The 16,282-nt window shown below is 44.0% G+C and carries 14 protein-coding genes; 12 read left to right on the forward strand and 2 right to left on the reverse strand.

Annotated elements, in window-relative coordinates:
• Positions 1 to 88: 88 nt before the first annotated feature.
• From dapD to abpB, 5 genes are all read left to right on the forward strand, one after another.
• Complete coding sequence (dapD, locus tag RWS39_RS01975; RefSeq protein WP_002917803.1) at positions 89 to 787, forward strand: 2,3,4,5-tetrahydropyridine-2,6-dicarboxylate N-acetyltransferase; 699 nt, start codon at positions 89 to 91, stop codon at positions 785 to 787.
• Positions 788 to 877: 90 nt separating this feature from the next.
• Entirely contained in the window at positions 878 to 2,011 is a 1,134-nt protein-coding gene (locus tag RWS39_RS01980) for an N-acetyldiaminopimelate deacetylase (RefSeq protein ID WP_005591572.1), read from the forward strand.
• Positions 2,012 to 2,031: 20 nt separating this feature from the next.
• Positions 2,032 to 2,568 carry a 5-formyltetrahydrofolate cyclo-ligase gene (locus tag RWS39_RS01985; protein WP_125382857.1) on the forward strand — a complete coding sequence of 179 codons (537 nt, stop codon included), beginning with the start codon at positions 2,032 to 2,034 and terminating at the stop codon, positions 2,566 to 2,568.
• Positions 2,552 to 3,235, forward strand: coding sequence for a rhomboid family intramembrane serine protease (locus RWS39_RS01990; protein ID WP_125382854.1), 684 nt, complete (start codon positions 2,552 to 2,554; stop codon positions 3,233 to 3,235). The genes RWS39_RS01985 and RWS39_RS01990 overlap by 17 nt, the downstream gene beginning before the upstream one ends.
• 282 nt (positions 3,236 to 3,517) lie before the next feature.
• Positions 3,518 to 5,476 carry a C69 family dipeptidase AbpB gene (gene abpB / locus RWS39_RS01995; protein ID WP_314479905.1) on the forward strand — a complete coding sequence of 653 codons (1,959 nt, stop codon included), beginning with the start codon at positions 3,518 to 3,520 and terminating at the stop codon, positions 5,474 to 5,476.
• 106 nt (positions 5,477 to 5,582) lie between these two features.
• On the opposite strand, the gene galU is transcribed toward abpB, so the two are convergent.
• Both galU and RWS39_RS02005 read right to left on the reverse strand, forming a co-directional pair.
• Positions 5,583 to 6,485, reverse strand: a complete 903-nt coding sequence (gene galU, locus RWS39_RS02000) for a UTP--glucose-1-phosphate uridylyltransferase GalU (protein WP_005591576.1) — start codon at positions 6,483 to 6,485, stop codon at positions 5,583 to 5,585.
• Positions 6,486 to 6,515: 30 nt separating this feature from the next.
• A complete protein-coding gene (locus RWS39_RS02005) occupies positions 6,516 to 7,532 on the reverse strand; it encodes an NAD(P)H-dependent glycerol-3-phosphate dehydrogenase (RefSeq protein ID WP_314479908.1) in 1,017 nt (338 codons plus the stop codon).
• Between the two features lie 158 nt (positions 7,533 to 7,690).
• Here RWS39_RS02005 and RWS39_RS02010 point away from each other — a divergent pair, with 158 nt between their 5' ends.
• From RWS39_RS02010 to RWS39_RS02040, 7 genes are all read left to right on the forward strand, one after another.
• Positions 7,691 to 9,397 carry an ABC transporter ATP-binding protein gene (locus RWS39_RS02010; protein WP_314479912.1) on the forward strand — a complete coding sequence of 569 codons (1,707 nt, stop codon included), beginning with the start codon at positions 7,691 to 7,693 and terminating at the stop codon, positions 9,395 to 9,397.
• 1 nt (position 9,398) lies between these two features.
• Positions 9,399 to 11,177: an ABC transporter ATP-binding protein gene (locus tag RWS39_RS02015; RefSeq protein ID WP_314479915.1), complete on the forward strand. Its 1,779-nt coding sequence runs from the start codon at positions 9,399 to 9,401 to the stop codon at positions 11,175 to 11,177.
• A gap of 209 nt (positions 11,178 to 11,386) precedes the next feature.
• Complete coding sequence (locus RWS39_RS02020) at positions 11,387 to 12,373, forward strand: substrate-binding domain-containing protein (protein WP_061908822.1); 987 nt, start codon at positions 11,387 to 11,389, stop codon at positions 12,371 to 12,373.
• A complete protein-coding gene (locus RWS39_RS02025) occupies positions 12,373 to 13,686 on the forward strand; it encodes a sensor histidine kinase (protein ID WP_005591581.1) in 1,314 nt (437 codons plus the stop codon). The genes RWS39_RS02020 and RWS39_RS02025 overlap by 1 nt, the downstream gene beginning before the upstream one ends.
• Positions 13,679 to 14,362 (forward strand): response regulator transcription factor, encoded by a 684-nt coding sequence (locus RWS39_RS02030; RefSeq protein ID WP_061908824.1) that lies wholly within the window; start codon positions 13,679 to 13,681, stop codon positions 14,360 to 14,362. Before RWS39_RS02025 ends, RWS39_RS02030 begins: the two co-directional genes overlap by 8 nt.
• Positions 14,359 to 15,639, forward strand: a complete 1,281-nt coding sequence (locus RWS39_RS02035) for an ABC transporter substrate-binding protein (protein WP_314479922.1) — start codon at positions 14,359 to 14,361, stop codon at positions 15,637 to 15,639. The genes RWS39_RS02030 and RWS39_RS02035 overlap by 4 nt, the downstream gene beginning before the upstream one ends.
• Before the next feature lie 179 nt (positions 15,640 to 15,818).
• Complete coding sequence (locus RWS39_RS02040; RefSeq protein WP_314479925.1) at positions 15,819 to 16,253, forward strand: PTS sugar transporter subunit IIA; 435 nt, start codon at positions 15,819 to 15,821, stop codon at positions 16,251 to 16,253.
• Positions 16,254 to 16,282 lie beyond the last annotated feature (29 nt).

Here is a 16,282-nt window from a genome sequence, read left to right on the forward strand (position 1 = left end):
TCTTGCTCGACAATCCAAAGACAATTGAGAGGCTAGGACTTTTGTCCCAGCCTCCAACAAAGAATAGAAAGAACAAAGAGGTGACGCCATGTCTGCTACGAAAATGAACGCTCAAGAAATTATCAAATTTATCGCTGATGCCAAGAAAAAAACTCCTGTCAAGGTAACCTTTGATGGAGAATTGCACGGATCAATCCCTTGGTCTGTTGTGAAATTAGGAAATGTTCTTTTTGGAGACTGGGAAGAAATAAAGCCACTCCTAGTGAACTTAGAGGAAAATAAGACCTATGTCGTAGAGCAGGATGCCCGCAATTCAGCAGTGCCGCTTCTGGACAAGCGCGATATCAATGCCCGTATTGAACCGGGTGCCATTATCCGTGACCAAGTCGAAATTGGTGATAATGCTGTCATTATGATGGGGGCGGTTATCAATATCGGTGCGGAGATTGGTGCTGGGACCATGATTGATATGGGTGCTATTCTGGGTGGCCGAGCTATTGTCGGTAAAAATAGCCATGTCGGTGCTGGTGCTGTTCTGGCAGGAGTCATTGAGCCAGCTAGCGCTGAGCCAGTTCGGGTCGGAGACAATGTGCTGATTGGTGCCAATGCGGTTGTGATTGAAGGTGTGCAGATTGGCAGTGGTTCCGTTGTTGCGGCTGGTGCGATTGTGACCCAAGATGTTCCGGAAAACGTAGTGGTTGCTGGTGTTCCAGCTCGAGTTATCAAGACCATTGACGAAAAGACCCAGCAGAAGACAGCTCTGGAAGATGCTCTGCGTACGCTTTAATATTGGTTAACAGAATACTGCCGCCCTTGGATTGCATCAGGGGCGGTCTGAATCTTTGTTTGCTCTGACAGGATTTTAAAGGAAAGAAAAATGCTTGATTATCTGAAAATTCGCCGTGATTTACACCAGATACCAGAAATCGGTCTGGAAGAATACAAGACTCATGCTTACTTGATGCAAGTCATTGATGAACTGACAGCAGGTCTAGACTTTGTGGAAATCCGAACTTGGCGGACAGGTATTTTGGTCTTTATCAAGGGAAGTTCACCGGATAAGACGATTGGCTGGCGGACAGATATTGATGGCCTTCCGATCGTGGAGGATACAGGACTGGACTTTGCCAGTACCCATGAAGGCCGGATGCATGCTTGCGGACACGATATGCACATGACGGTTGCTCTAGGCCTGCTGGAACAAGCTGTGAGTGCTCAGCCTACCCACAATCTGCTCTTTCTCTTTCAGCCTGCAGAGGAGAATGAAGCTGGCGGTATGCTCATGTATGAAGCTAGTGCCTTTGGCGACTGGCTGCCAGATGAATTTTACGGACTCCATGTGCGACCGGACCTCAAGGTCGGCGATATTGCGACTAACAGAGGAACGCTTTTTGCTGGTACCTGTGAAGTTAAGCTGACCTTTAAGGGGAAGGGAGGTCATGCGGCCTTTCCTCATGAAGCCAATGATGCTTTGGTAGCGGCTAGCTACTTTATCACCCAGGTGCAGACCATTGTCAGCCGCAATGTCGATCCTATCGAGGGAGCGGTTGTGACCTTTGGTTCGCTCCATGCTGGCACGACCAACAATGTCATCGCAGAAACGGCCTTTCTGCATGGCACCATTCGGACTCTGACTCGGGAGATGAACCTCTTGACTCAGAAGCGCTTACGGGAAATAGCAGAGGGCATAGCTCAAAGTTTCGGTCTGGAATTGGACTTGGAGCTTAAACAAAGTGGCTATCTGCCTGTGGAAAACCATCCTGGTCTGGCAGACGAACTGATGGATTTTTTCCAGAAGGAAGAAGGAGTGCAGCTGATTGATATTGCGCCGGCTATGACAGGCGAGGATTTCGGCTATCTGCTCAGCAAGGTCAATGGCGTCATGTTCTGGCTGGGAGTGGACAGTCCCTATGCCCTCCATCATCCCAAGATGACACCAGACGAGGCAGCACTGCCCTTTGCTATTGAAAAGATTGGGAAATTCCTAGATTATAAAATCAACGAAAGATAAGGAAAGAGTGGACGAGCTATATGAAAAAAGAGTTGAGACAAGCTGTACTGACCCAGATGAAGAAACTGTCAGGAAAAGAAAAAAAGCTGGCAGATAACTGGCTGACCCAGCGCTTGCTCAGTTCAGCAGCTTATCAAAAAGCTCAGGTTATCGCTACCTATCTTTCTATGCCGCATGAAGTCTCAACTGCAGCCTTTATTAAGCAGGCTCAGTTGGATAGCAAGCGGGTTTTAGTACCCAAAACCTATGGCCAGGGTCGGATGATATTTGTGGATTATGATGAAAGTTGCCTGCAAAAAAGCTCTTTTGGACTTATGGAGCCGATAAGTGAAGAGGCTGTGGACAAGACAGAAATTGATCTGATTTATGTGCCGGGTGTGGTCTTCAATTCTCAAGGGTTTCGGATTGGTTACGGCGGTGGCTACTATGACCGCTATCTGGCTGATTATGCAGGAGCATCCATCAGCACTATTTATGCAGCCCAGCAGGCAGATTTTACACCAGCACAACATGATGTTGCGGTAAAGGAGTTACTCATTTATGAAACAAATCTTTGATAGAGACTATCCCGTGACAAGCATTTTGCTTATCCTAACGAGCTTTGTTTTCGCCTTGATGTTTCTTTCCTATGGTTTTCAATACAGTAGTTCCGAAGCCTTGTATCACTTTGGCGCTGTGCACGGTTACACGATTCAAGCGCTGCCGGAGCAGTTTTGGCGGGTTTTTGCTGCTATTTTTATCCATATTGGTTTGGAGCATTTTGTGGTCAATATGCTGACGCTCTACTTTCTTGGTAGACAGATTGAAGGCATCTTCGGCTCTTGGAAATTCTTGATACTCTACCTGATGTCAGGAATGATGGGGAACTTATTTGTTGTCTATTTTTCACCCGAAAGCCTGGCAGCTGGGGCTTCTACTGCTCTTTTTGGCCTTTTTGCTTCCGTTGTTTTGCTTCGTTATGCTACGCGAAACTACTATCTGCAGCAGCTGGGTCAGTCCTATATGAGCCTGCTGGCTGTCAATCTGATCATGAGTTTTTTACCGGGAATTAGCCTTGCAGGACACTTGGGTGGTCTAGTCGGTGGAGCTTTAGGAGCTGTGATCTTACCAGTTTCGGGAGAGCGCTACGCTTTTAGCAAGTCTCAACGGTTTTCAGCATTGGCAGCCTACCTTGGATTAGTAGCTATTCTGATTTTTCTGACTTTTCAACGACCAATTTTTTAAGAAATGAACTCAATACCGCTTTAAAAAGCGGTATTCTTTTTATAAATATGATTTTTATGAAGTAAGGGATTTTATTTTAAAGCCTCATAATAAGTCATAAATCAGGAATAAACTAGGAATGTTTCTATCTCTACTTTTTCATCAATGTATGTTTTCTCTATTTTCTATCTGTAAAAGGTATAAAAAAACATTTTTGTAAGCGCTTGCAAAAATGCTTAAAAAGAACTATACTAGAACTATAAACATCAGGGGGCATCCCCAAAAAATAAAAAGGAGTTCATAATGAAGAAGACAATCTTTAAAATTGCTATTTCATTAATGGCAATCATGCTCTTACCTGTCCAAGCTGTGCAAGCTTGCTGTGGTTTCATTATTGGTCGGCATTTGACCAAGGATGGATCAACACTTTTTGGTCGGACAGAAGACTATCCTTACTACCCGAATGGTGGCAAACACAACAAAAACTACGTTGTTGTGGAAGCTAAAAAATATAAGGAAGGCGACCAGATTGTGGATGAGTCCAATGGTTTTACCTATCCACGTGCAGCCAGCGAAATGAAATATACTGCAACCTATGATTCTGCGCGTGGTGATGGTAGTAACGGTGCTTTTGGAGAACATGGCTTTAATGAAGCAGGTGTTTCTATGTCGTCCACAGTCACAGCAATTCCAAATAAAAAGGTTCTTGAAAAAGACCCTCTGAAAGCAGATGGCTTGGCAGAAGCTGCTATGCTAGATGTGGTTCTGCCACGTGCCAAAACAGCTCGTGAAGCAATCGAATTGCTTGGAAAAGTCATTCAAGAAAAAGGCTCTGCTGAAGGGAATACAGTGGTGGTTGCCGATCAAAAAGAGACTTGGTACATGGAAATCTTGTCTGGCCACCAATATGTAGCCGTAAAAGTGCCAGAAGATAAATACGCAGTTTTTGCTAATACTTATTACCTTGGCCATGTAGATTTGAAGGACAAAGAAAATGTTATTGCTTCTGAAGATGTAGAGAAAGTAGCCAAAGAAGCAGGAAACTACAAGACAGATAAAGATGGCAATTTCCACATTGCTAAATCATACGGACCTGAAAAATATGCAGAAGGCGATCGTTCTCGTACGTATGCAGGAATCACACTACTTGATCCAAAATCTAAAATTACTTACGAGGATGAGGAGTACGAACTTTTCCGCTCTCCAACAGATCCAAACAAGAAATTCACTCTTAAAGATGCCTTTGCTATGCAACGGAACCGCTTTGAACATTTGAATGGCCGTTTCGTACCAGATGATCAAATTGGCGTTAAGAAACAAGGTGATGATGGGGCAAATGATGCTGTTCGGAAAGATCAGTACAAATACGCTTTAGGCAATGAAAATGTTATCGATGCCCATGTCTACCAAATTGATCCGAAACTGCCAAAATCTTACGGTGGTAAAGTTTGGCTCGGTTTGGGACCATCACGTAACACACCATATGTGCCTTTCTATGGTAACGTTCAGGATACTTACAAGGCCTTTAAACCACAGACAGCTACTTATGATCCAAACTCATGGTACTGGACAGTATGGCACATTGACCAGATGGCTATCAAGAATCAAGATATCTTTGGCAAGAGTGTTCAAGACCATTGGAAGCTGATGGAAAAACAATTTATCGCTGATCAAGAGAAAAAAGATATTGAGAACTATTCGCTGAAAGATCAACCAGATGCTGCGAAGGCCGCTGAAGGTAAAGTAACTAAAGATTCTCTTGAAATGTCAGATCGACTTTTCCAACACTTCAAGGACTATGAAAAGATGATGGAAAAACGTTTAGAAGCTGCTGGACGTAAGTCTGATCCTTATCGTGCTTCACAACCAGACGATAAACAAGATCCATCAACACCTGAAAAACCGGATACTCCGAAGCCACCACAAAAACCACAAATTACGGATGATGCAAATAAAACTATCATTCCAGCACCAGATTATACTGCGGCTCCTCCAACACATGATATTCCTGCCAATGCAGAAGGCAATCCAAACAATCGCTTTGGCTATGCAGCTAAAGCAGATGTGCAAGTTTTTGGACAACCATCTGTTCGTACTGAAGTGCCTCAAGTACAAAACCAGACTCCTCAAGCACCAAGTCAGGCTCCACAAATAACAGTTGCGAATGCAGAAGGCAATCCAAATAACCGCTTTGGATATGCGGCCAATTCTGATAATGGCAAAAATTTCAAGAATGTGGAAACTTTTGTTAATACCAAATGATTTCCCAATCAAAACAACAAGTGAAAAACACCTAGTAAATCTAGGTGTTTTTCTGTATAGTGTTAAAAGCTATTGCATCAGCTAATCTATTACTTGAGCGCTTCTATTATTTTTTCGTTTTCTTATCTAATTTTTTGCCTAAATCGATAATGTATTGTTTCAAATCGTCTTTGACTTGAGGGTGTTTGAGGGCATAATCGATAGAAGTTTTCATGAAGCCAAACTTGTCGCCGACATCATAGCGATCACCTTTGAATTCGCGGGCAAAAACGCGCTGAGTCTTATTGAGGGTATCGATGGCATCAGTCAGTTGAATTTCATTGCCAGCGCCGGGAGTTTGTTTTTCTAGAATTTCAAAAATTTCTGGCGTGAGCAGGTAGCGTCCGATAATGGCCAAATCACTTGGTGCATCCTCTGGTGCCGGTTTTTCGACGAATTTTTCAACGCTGTAGAGGCCATTGACGCCTTCGCCTTGCGGTGCAATAACGCCGTAAGCAGAGACTTCTTCGTGAGGAACTTGCATAACTGCAATTGTAGACGCGTGGGTTGCTGCGTAGTCATCCATGAGTTGCTTGGTGAGTGGCACTGCCTTGTCATTGGTAATATCCATCAAATCATCACCCAGCATGACCACAAAAGGTTCATTTCCAACAAAGGCCTTAGCTTGAAGGACTGCATCCCCGAGTCCACGTGGGTGACTCTGACGGATAAAATGCAAGCCAATACCAGTGGTCTCATCCACCAACTTGAGCAAGTCGTTCTTGCCCTTTTCCTTGAGGTTGTATTCTAGTTCAAAGTTGGAGTCAAAGTGGTCCTCGATGGAGCGTTTTGACTTTCCTGTGACAACCAAAATGTCTTTGATTCCAGATTTAAGAGCTTCTTCGACGATAAACTGAATAGTTGGTTTGTCAACGATTGGCAGCATTTCCTTGGCCAGTGCCTTAGTGGCTGGCAAGAAGCGGGTTCCGAGACCGGCTGCAGGGATGACTGCTTTTCTGACTTTTGGCATAAATTTCTCCTTTATAAAAAATACTATAACTTAAGACCACTCATTTTCAGCTTTGAATTCATTGCTCATCATATCATGAATGGCATCTTTGATATCATGGCCGTCATAGATGACCTTGTAAATAGCCTGAGTGATAGGCATGTAGACACCGAGCTCCTGAGCCAGTTCGTAGGCTGCCTTGGTTGTAGAGATTCCTTCGATAACCATGCCCATGTTGGCTTCAATATCAGCTAGTTTTTCGCCGCGACCCAGCGCATCTCCAGCCCGCCAGTTGCGAGAGTGGATAGAGGTTCCTGTGACGATTAAGTCACCGACACCAGAAAGACCGCTGTAAGTCAGAGGGCTGGCACCAAGCTTGACACCCAGTCGGGTAATTTCAGCCAGACCGCGTGTGATGATGGCAGCTTTGGCATTGTCACCATAGCCCAGTCCGTGAAGAGCACCAGCTCCGACTGCGATGATGTTTTTCAGAGCACCTGCTGTCTCCACTCCAACGACATCGGTATTGGTGTAGAGGCGGAAGTAATGGTTGCTGAAGAGCTCCTGCACATATTTAGCGGTTTCGAGGTCCTTAGATGCTGCGGTAATCAAGGTAATATCGCGGACGATAGTTTCCTCAGCGTGGCTAGGACCTGAAACAACGACAATCTCGCTACGCAAGTCTGCAGGGATTTCTTCTTCCAGAATAGTTGAAATTCGTTTGTGGCTATTAGGCTCTAATCCCTTGGATGCATGCATGATTTTTACCTTGTGATCTAAGGTTTGCGCAACTTGTTGGGCTACCAGACGGGTCACCTTGGTCGGTACGACAAAAAGCACAGCATCTACGTTCTCTAGAGCATCGTTCAAGTCATGATAAGCATTAATTTCCTCGCTTAGAACCACATCTTTGAAATAGCGTTTGTTTGTATGCTGGTGATTGATCTCGTCAATCTGCTCTGCAATATTGCCCCAAATTCGGACTTCATGGCCATTATCATTGAGGACTTGCGATAGAGCCGTTCCCCACGAACCAGGACCAATCACAGCAATTCGTTGTTTATCCATCTTTTCTCCTTGTACGAGACCCACAAAAGGACTCACTTGCTTTTAGAGTTATTTATTATATTGTACCATATAATAACTGAAATTTCTTACTTGACAATGTTTTTATCTATGATATAGTAAGGAAGCTAAACAAAGTTAAAAATCTACGAGGAGGAATTATGTTCAGAAAAGCTTTATCAGCCTATAAATTATTTATCTTTTTATCTCTTCTTATGACATCGCTGATGCTGGCTAGCTCGCTGTTGCAGCCCCTGTATCTCAAAGATGTCTTGAATGCTCTTTTGGCAGGAAATCGAGAAGAAATCTATCGTTTGGGGGCTTGGTTACTGGGCTTTGGTCTGGTTGGCTTGGTTGCTGGCGGGACAAATGTGACCCTGGCAGCCTATATTGCGCAAGGTGTGTCGTCAGATTTACGGGAAAAAACCTTTCGGAAAATCCAGACCTTCTCTTATGCCAATATTGAACAGTTCAATGCGGGGAATCTAGTTGTCCGCATGACCAACGATATCAACCAAGTGCAAAATTTGGTCATGATGATGTTCCAGATTTTATTCCGCCTGCCTATTTTATTTTTAGGTTCCTTTATTTTGGCGGTGGTGACCATTCCTTCCTTGTGGTGGGTGATTGTCCTGATGGTCTTTTTGGTCTTCTTTTTGACAGGAGTGATGATGGGCTTGATGGGTCCACGCTTTGCCAAATTCCAAGTCCTCTTAGAAAAGATCAATGCGATTGCTAAAGAAAACCTGCGTGGCGTCCGTGTCGTCAAATCTTTCGTGCAGGAGAGTGAGCAGTATCAGAAATTTACGCAAGTTTCAGATGAACTCCTAGAGCAAAATCTCTTTATTGGCTATGCCTTTTCGATCGTTCAACCAATGATGATGATCGTCGGCTATGGAGCTGTCTATCTGACCATGTGGCTCTTGTCTAGCATGATACAGATGGATCCAGGCTTGGTTAGCTCGATTGTTTCTTTCATTTCTTACTTGAATCAAATCATGTTTACCATCATCATGGTTGGCTTTTTGGGCAATACCGTTACGCGTGCTATGGTGTCGATTCGGCGGATCAAGGAGGTCTTGGATACAGAGCCAGCGATGACCTTCAAGAATGAAGCTGAAGAAGATTTGGAAGGTAGTCTGGTCTTTGACCATGTGACCTTTACCTATCCGACAGATACAGAGCCCATGCTCAAGGATATTAGCTTTGAAGTCAAACCGGGAGAGATGATTGGTGTTGTCGGAGCGACGGGAGCAGGGAAATCAACTCTGGCCCAGCTCATTCCACGTCTTTTTGATCCTCAGGAAGGCTCCATCAAAATTGGTGGCAAGGACTTGCGAGATATTAGTGAAGCTTCTCTGAGAAAAAATGTCTCCATCGTTCTGCAAAAAGCTATTTTATTTAAGGGGACGATTGCGGATAATCTGCGTCAAGGAAAGCAAAATGCCAGCTTGCCAGAGTTAGAACAGGCGGCGAGCATTGCTCAGGCCAGCGAGTTTATCAATCGCATGGAAGATACCTACAACAGCCAGGTCGAAGAACGGGGAAATAATTTCTCCGGTGGACAAAAGCAGAGAATGTCCATCGCGCGTGGTGTCGTCAGCAATCCCAATATTCTTATCCTAGATGACTCGACTTCAGCTCTGGATGCCAAGTCCGAAAAGCTGGTTCAGGAGGCACTGAACAAGGATTTGAAGGGAACTACAACCATCATTATTGCCCAGAAGATTAGCTCTGTTGTCCATGCGGACAAGATTTTGGTGCTAGATCAAGGACGCTTGATTGGCCAAGGTAGACACGCAGACTTGGTTGCTACAAATGATGTCTACCGAGAAATTTATGAGACACAAAAAGGAAAGGAGGACTAATATGAAGACAGCAAAATTTTTCTGGCAATATTTCAAGCAGTATAAACTGGCCTTTTTGGTCGTTATGATTATGATTATCATCTCGACGGTTTTACAGGTTCTCTTTCCGATTTTTACAGGTCTCGCCATCAGTGAGCTGGTGGAGTTGGGCAGTGCTTTTGCGAGTGGCAAGCTTGCTTCAGGTGATGTTTCAGCCTTTGCCGCTTTTCAAGGAATCATGTGGAATTTAGCGCTGGCTTTCATCTTCCTTTTGCTATCGAGCTTGATCTACATGCTGCTGATGAGTCGGATCATTTCCTACTCAACCAATGAAATGCGCAAGGGGCTCTTTGGAAAATTAGCTCGCTTGACCGTTTCCTTCTTTGACCGCCATCAAGATGGGGATATCTTGTCGCGTTTTACCAGCGATTTGGATAATATCTTGCAGGCTTTCAACGAGAGCCTAGTCCAAGTGATGAGCAATATTGCTCTCTACATCGGTCTGATTATCATCATGTTTATGCGGCATGCGACCTTGGCTTGGGTGACGATTGCCAGTACGCCAGTAGCCATCATTGTCTTGGTGTCTATCGTCAAGCTGGCTCGCAAGTACACAGACTTGCAGCAAAAAGAAGTTGGTCAGCTCAATGCTTATATGGATGAGACGATTTCCGGCCAGAAGGCAGTTATTGTGCAGGGAATGCAGGAAGAAGTCATCAAAGGCTTTGTCCAGCAAAATGATAAGGTTCGGTCAGCTACTTTCAAAGGACGTGCCTTTTCTGGCTTGCTCTTTCCTGTCATGAACGGAATGAGCCTGATCAATACGGCTATCGTGATTTTTGTGGGCTCGGCCATTATGCTCAATGATCCTAATGTGAAGACCTCAGTAGCCATTGGTCTGATTTCAACCTTTACACAGTTTTCTCAACAATACTATCAGCCCATCATTCAGGTTGCGGCAAGCTGGGGAAGTCTGCAGCTGGCTTTCACTGGTGCGGATCGGATTCAGGAAATGTTTGATGCGCCTGAGGAAGTGCGCCCGCAGAATGCTCCGGCCTTTACCGAGCTGAAAGAAGGCGTCGAGATAAAGCATGTGGATTTCTCTTATGTCGAAGGTAAGCCGATTTTGAAAGATGTTTCCATCTCAGCGCCAAAAGGTAAGATGATTGCCGTTGTAGGGCCAACAGGATCAGGGAAGACGACCATCATGAACCTGATCAATCGTTTTTACGATGTGGATAAGGGCAGTATCGAATTTGACGGACGCGATATCCGAGACTATGACTTGGATAGCTTGCGCAGTCATGTAGGTATCGTTTTGCAAGATTCTGTCTTGTTCAGCGGAACCATTCGAGACAATATCCGATTTGGAGTGCCGGATGCCAGTCAGGAGATGGTGGAAATTGCTGCGCGTGCTACCCATATTCACGAGTATATTGAAAGCTTGCCTGATAAATACGATACAATCGTAGATGATGATCAAAACATCTTTTCAACAGGTCAAAAGCAATTAATTTCAATCGCTCGAACCCTTTTGACCGATCCTCAAGTGCTGATCTTGGATGAGGCCACCTCCAACGTTGATACGGTAACCGAGAGCAAGATCCAGAGCGCGATGGAGGCCATTGTGGCAGGGCGAACCAGCTTTGTCATCGCTCACCGTCTAAAGACCATATTAAATGCGGACCAGATTATTGTCTTAAAAGATGGGGAAGTCATTGAGAGAGGCAATCATCATGAATTGCTGCATCTAGGCGGCTTCTATTCTGAGCTCTACCACAATCAATTTGTGTTTGAATAGATACATACAGAAGCGGAGGTATTTCATGAAGATGCCTTCGTTTTTGTTTTTGATATTCATTTATCTTGCCCTAAAAATTAGAAGCTAAAAAAGTCTGTCGTTTAGTCTCTGATTTATTAGGATTCAAGAAAGGTTTTGCTTTTTCGCTTGATTATAATATAATAAACGTAAGTGAAGTGTTAATAAGTATAGGTGACTAGGAGATGGGAATGGGATCAAGTAAGGGGAAAAAGAGGATTCAGACTTGCCAGAAATGCGCTCTCTGGTCTATTTTTGTGCTGGTAATCTGTTGCCTTGCTTTTATTTATTCTAAGGCTAGTATGCCCGATAGTAATCAAATGAAAATCGGGGCGACCTATATGACCATGAACAATGATTTTTATCAAACCTTGAATGCTGAATTGGAGAAAAAAACCAATCAACAGGGGAGTCGGCTCTATGTTCGTGATTCGGAGTTAGATGAGAAAAAGCAGAGCCAGCAAATTGCTTATTTTATCAAAGAGAAAGTGGATATCATCGTCATCAATCCAGTAAAGAGTGACAGCCCAGCTATTATCAAGGCTTTGAATAAAGCTAAAAAAGCGGGTATTCGCATTATCGTGGTAGATGCGCCAATGAGCAAGCAAGTAGCTGTTGACACGACTATCGTGTCAGATAACTATCAAGCGGGAGTTTTGATTGCTAAAGATATGATGAGTCGGCTTTCCGAGGCGAATATTCTCTTGCTTGAACATCAGAATGCCATCTCAGCTATGGATCGGCTACAGGGCTTTCTGGATACCATCAAGGGACATCCCGGCTATCGAATCGTTTCTCAGCTGGAGACTTTGGGACAGACCGAAGAAAGCATGCCCCAGGTCAAAAATGCCTTGGATAATGGCTTGGAATTTAACGTTGTCATGGCTCTTAATGACCGTGCAGCAATCGGTGCCTTGGCAGCAATCAAGGATCAAGGTGTAGCAGAAAAAATTTATATTTATGGAGTTGACGGTTCTCCAGATATTAAGAATTTTTTAGCCAATACGAACGACATTCAAGGAACAGTGGCCCAGTCGCCTATTCAGATGGGACGAAAGGTGGCAGAAGTGATTGAGCTGCTGCGGGAAGAGAAGTCGTGTGATAGACAGTATTTGATACCAGTCCGCTTGATAAACAAGGACAATATCAGCGAGTATATAGTTACAGGGTGGCAGTAATGAAACCAAACAAAAGCATTTTTTACAGTAAAATAGCTCTGATGGTCATCAATTTTATAGCCATTGTCTATAATGCTTCGATTTACCTCTTTGCAACCAATTATGTCGTAACAAGAAGCTTCAGTCACTCGCTTTTGGAACGTTTGGATGCCATTCCAGGATCTCCCAGTTTCATTTTTCTGATTTCCATTATCTTTTATGCCTGCCTATTGCTGGTGATGTACTATCGGGAAAAGCACCCCAATCAGCTATCCGTTTACGATAAGGTGACCATGATTGAGATTTTGCTGATGTTGGTCATCTTTACTGCCCTGCATTCGTCTTACAATGGGCTGATTCTTCTCGTCTTTGCAGATATTTTCTATGGATCTAAAGAGTTCAATGCCTCCAAGGATAAAAAATACTGGTTTTCCTTTATTATCTTGAGTTTCAGTATGTTGCTATTGTCAAACTACGACCTGCTGTCACTCTTTGTTAAACTGCCTTCGTTGGATACCTATATTCGTTTTTATCCAGAATCTATACGTTTGCTGCTGCTTTTTGGTAAGAATTTTCTTTTCTCCCTCAATATTGTAGTCTTTATGATTTCCTTGCTCTTTTATATCATGTCGGCGATTACAGAGCGGCACCGAATTGAGGAGGAGCTTCGCATGGCTTCTCAGGCCAATCGGGAGCTGAATAGCTATCTAGCTTTGTCAGAAAAAATTGCTGAAGACCGAGAAAGGAAACGAATTGCCCGTGAGATTCATGATACACTGGGCCATGCTTTGACGGGTATCTCAGCGGGAATTGATGCCATTAAGGTACTAGTGGATATTGATACCGAGCGGGCCAAGGAACAGCTCAACAATGTCTCGGTCGTCGTTCGTGACGGGATTCGGGATGTCCGAGGCTCACTCAATAAAATGCGGCCAGGTACTCTGGAGAATAATAGTCTGAAAGAGGCTTTGTTAAAGATTATCCGAGAGTATGAAGCCATTTCCAACTTGGATATCCATTTTCTCTATGAATGGGATACGATCGATTTAGATATTGCCAAAGAAGATATTGTGTTTCGCATCGTTCAGGAATCAATTACCAATTCTGTGCGTCACGGGCACGCCAAGACCGTTTGGATTGAGTTGTTAGAAAAAGAAAATTATATTATGACCATTCGAGATGATGGTGTAGGGTTTGATGAATTGCACTATGGCTATGGTCTGAAGCAAATGCAGGAACGGTTGGCTATTATCGGTGGGAAGGTTCATTTTGAAAATCGAGATGGCTTTTATACCTACATTGAAATCCCCAAAATAGGAGGTTGGAATGATTAAAGTTTTAATTGCAGACGATCAGGCCTTGATTCGTGAGTCTCTGCAAATCATCCTGTCTGCTCATGCTGACATCGAGGTAGTCGGGACAGTTGGAGATGGCAAGGAAGTGCTGGAAAAGCTTCATCGGGTGCGTCCAGATGTGATTTTGATGGATATTCGCATGCCAGTCATGGACGGTGTGCTCTGTACCAAGGCTGTCAAGGAGCAGTATCCGGATGTTAAGATTATCATTCTGACGACCTTTGATGACGATGAATTTATCTTCTCCGCTCTCAAATACGGTGCGTCTGGTTATATTCTCAAAGGGGTTTCGACAGAAGAGCTTCACGAAGCCATTCAGACAGTCTATCGGGGCGGAGCTATGATCAATCCCAATATTGCCACCAAGGTCTTCAAAATCTTTTCACAGATGGCCCAGTCCAACTTTGCTATCACGGTGTCAGAGGAAAATGTAGAGGACATGAGCCGGACGGAGTGGAAGATTATCCAGCAGATTGGCTTTGGGATTTCTAATAAGGAGATTGCAGCCAAGCTTTATCTGTCGGAAGGAACCGTGCGCAACTACCTATCAGGGATTCTGTCTAAACTGAATCTGCGTGACCGGACTCAGCTGGCTATCTGGGCCGTGCAGACCGGAGTCACCCAGCGAGACTTTAGCAAGGGAAGTGACAAATGAAGTGGCGACTTAGACATTTGGTTGTTCTTGTTTTGGTTTTTGTTTCAGTTATTTTAAGCTTTGCACTTTGGTCGTCTAGTCATGAAAAAGTCCTACGCATCGGTGTCTATGCGGGCTCTAGCTGGGATGTTCCAAATAGTCGTGAAAACAAGGCCTTGGACACCCTGATTAAAAAATTTGAAAAGACGCATCCCCATGTCAAGATCATCTACGAAAGCGGGATTCCCAAGAAGAATTATGCTGACTGGCTGGCAGAACAGGTTTTAAAAGGCGAACAGCCAGATCTTTTCATGGTGCCAGAAAATGACTTTAGCATGTTGGCTTCAGCTGGTGCCCTCAAATCCTTGGATACCCTCCTAACGGATGATGAACGGACAGCCTTTTATCCCGTCGCTTATGAAGCTGGACAATATCAGGGAGTCAGCTATGCTCTTCCAGTTGAGAGTAATCCTATCATGATGTGTGTCAATAAAGACCTGCTTGAAAAAGAAGGAATCAGCATTCCTGAGTCAGGCTGGACTTTGGCGGATTTCTATGAGATTTGCAAAAAAGTAACCAAGGATACCAATGGCGATGGCGTGGTAGATCAGTACGGTATTACAGATTACACTTGGCAGCAAGCTCTGATAGCTTACGGCGGCCATCTTACCGATAAATCAGGTATCAATGTAGACAGCCCAGAGATGCATCAAGCATTGGCCTTTATGAGCAAGCTAGACATGCTCAGCCAGCATTATAAGGTGACTTCTCATGACTTTGACGAGGGGCGAGTGGCCTTCTATCCTATGAGTCTAGCCCAGTATCGGACCTACAAGCCTTATCCTTATCATGTTGCTAAATATTCTAGCTTTTCTTGGACCTGTATCCCGATGCCGACAGCCAATAGCAAGGTGATGGGAACACAGGTCAAGACTTCCCTCTTTGGCATGTCTTCCAACACTAAGCAAGAGAAGCTGGCTTGGGAATTTATGCTCTTGTTGTCACAAGACAAAGAGAGCCAGCAGACCTTGTTTGAAAAATCGCAGGGAACATCAGTCTTGCCCTCTGTCGTGAAAAGTCAGCAAACCAGAAAAATCTTGCAAGCAGATGACTTCGGCTTGGATTCCTTGACTTCTGAGAGGCTAGATAGTATGATGGAGCGTTCTATCATAGATATTGGACAAGAAGTCGATCGGCAGACCTTGGAAAGGCTTGATTATTTGATTAAGGAAGCTCTGGGAAATCAAGAGATTGACAGTGCCTTGCCGAGCATTCAAAGAGAAATAGAAAGCAGATAATTTTCTGCTTTCTTTTTTATTTCTAATTAAGTCAGAAAGAAAGTCACGGATGACTAGACCAATATGACATTTGTCACATCTAAACTCACATTTGTCATCTTTTCAAAGTGACATTTGACAATAGGGAAGCGATTTCATTTTGTGTACAATAGAATCAAGAAAATAAGGAGGCAGGAAAGATGAAATATCTTGTACTGGTCAGTCATGGGGGGCTAGCTGAAGGCGTACAGAGCTCCTTGAAGATGTTTGCTGGTGATAAAACAGACCAAATCATCGCTGTGGGTCTGAAAGAGGGGAAATCAGTCGATGATTTTGCTCTTGATTTCCGTCAAGCCTTGGCAGGTTTAGAAGCAGAGGATTCTGTCTTAGTTTTAGCCGATATTGTCGGAGGCAGTCCATTGACCACAGCGGCTAGTGTCTTAGCAGAATTAGGCAAATTAGATTCGGCAGTCATTCTTGGAGGACTGAATCTGACAATGGGGCTCATTGGCCTTGTGATGAAGGACATGCTGGAAGGCAAAGACCTTGCTCAGACGATTCTTTCAGAAGCGACAGCAGCCTTGCAGGAGTTTGAAGTTTCATCAGACGATGATGAGGAAGACGACGACATTTAAAAAGTTATTCATTTACTAACTTAGATAGG

It is taken from the genome of Streptococcus cristatus (genome assembly GCF_963529205.1).
Classification (GTDB): Bacteria; Bacillota; Bacilli; order Lactobacillales; family Streptococcaceae; genus Streptococcus; species Streptococcus cristatus_O.

Excerpts from the sequence above, each read along its gene's own strand:
- dapD (WP_002917803.1), top strand. The coding sequence starts at position 89 with ATGTCTGCTACGAAAATGAACGCTCAAGAAATTATCAAATTTATCGCT.
- RWS39_RS01980 (WP_005591572.1), top strand. The coding sequence starts at position 878 with ATGCTTGATTATCTGAAAATTCGCCGTGATTTACACCAGATACCAGAA.
- RWS39_RS01985 (WP_125382857.1), top strand. The coding sequence starts at position 2,032 with ATGAAAAAAGAGTTGAGACAAGCTGTACTGACCCAGATGAAGAAACTG.
- RWS39_RS01990 (WP_125382854.1), top strand. The coding sequence starts at position 2,552 with ATGAAACAAATCTTTGATAGAGACTATCCCGTGACAAGCATTTTGCTT.
- abpB (WP_314479905.1), top strand. The coding sequence starts at position 3,518 with ATGAAGAAGACAATCTTTAAAATTGCTATTTCATTAATGGCAATCATG.
- galU (WP_005591576.1), bottom strand. The coding sequence starts at position 6,485 with ATGCCAAAAGTCAGAAAAGCAGTCATCCCTGCAGCCGGTCTCGGAACC.
- RWS39_RS02005 (WP_314479908.1), bottom strand. The coding sequence starts at position 7,532 with ATGGATAAACAACGAATTGCTGTGATTGGTCCTGGTTCGTGGGGAACG.
- RWS39_RS02010 (WP_314479912.1), top strand. The coding sequence starts at position 7,691 with ATGTTCAGAAAAGCTTTATCAGCCTATAAATTATTTATCTTTTTATCT.
- RWS39_RS02015 (WP_314479915.1), top strand. The coding sequence starts at position 9,399 with ATGAAGACAGCAAAATTTTTCTGGCAATATTTCAAGCAGTATAAACTG.
- RWS39_RS02020 (WP_061908822.1), top strand. The coding sequence starts at position 11,387 with ATGGGATCAAGTAAGGGGAAAAAGAGGATTCAGACTTGCCAGAAATGC.
- RWS39_RS02025 (WP_005591581.1), top strand. The coding sequence starts at position 12,373 with ATGAAACCAAACAAAAGCATTTTTTACAGTAAAATAGCTCTGATGGTC.
- RWS39_RS02030 (WP_061908824.1), top strand. The coding sequence starts at position 13,679 with ATGATTAAAGTTTTAATTGCAGACGATCAGGCCTTGATTCGTGAGTCT.
- RWS39_RS02035 (WP_314479922.1), top strand. The coding sequence starts at position 14,359 with ATGAAGTGGCGACTTAGACATTTGGTTGTTCTTGTTTTGGTTTTTGTT.
- RWS39_RS02040 (WP_314479925.1), top strand. The coding sequence starts at position 15,819 with ATGAAATATCTTGTACTGGTCAGTCATGGGGGGCTAGCTGAAGGCGTA.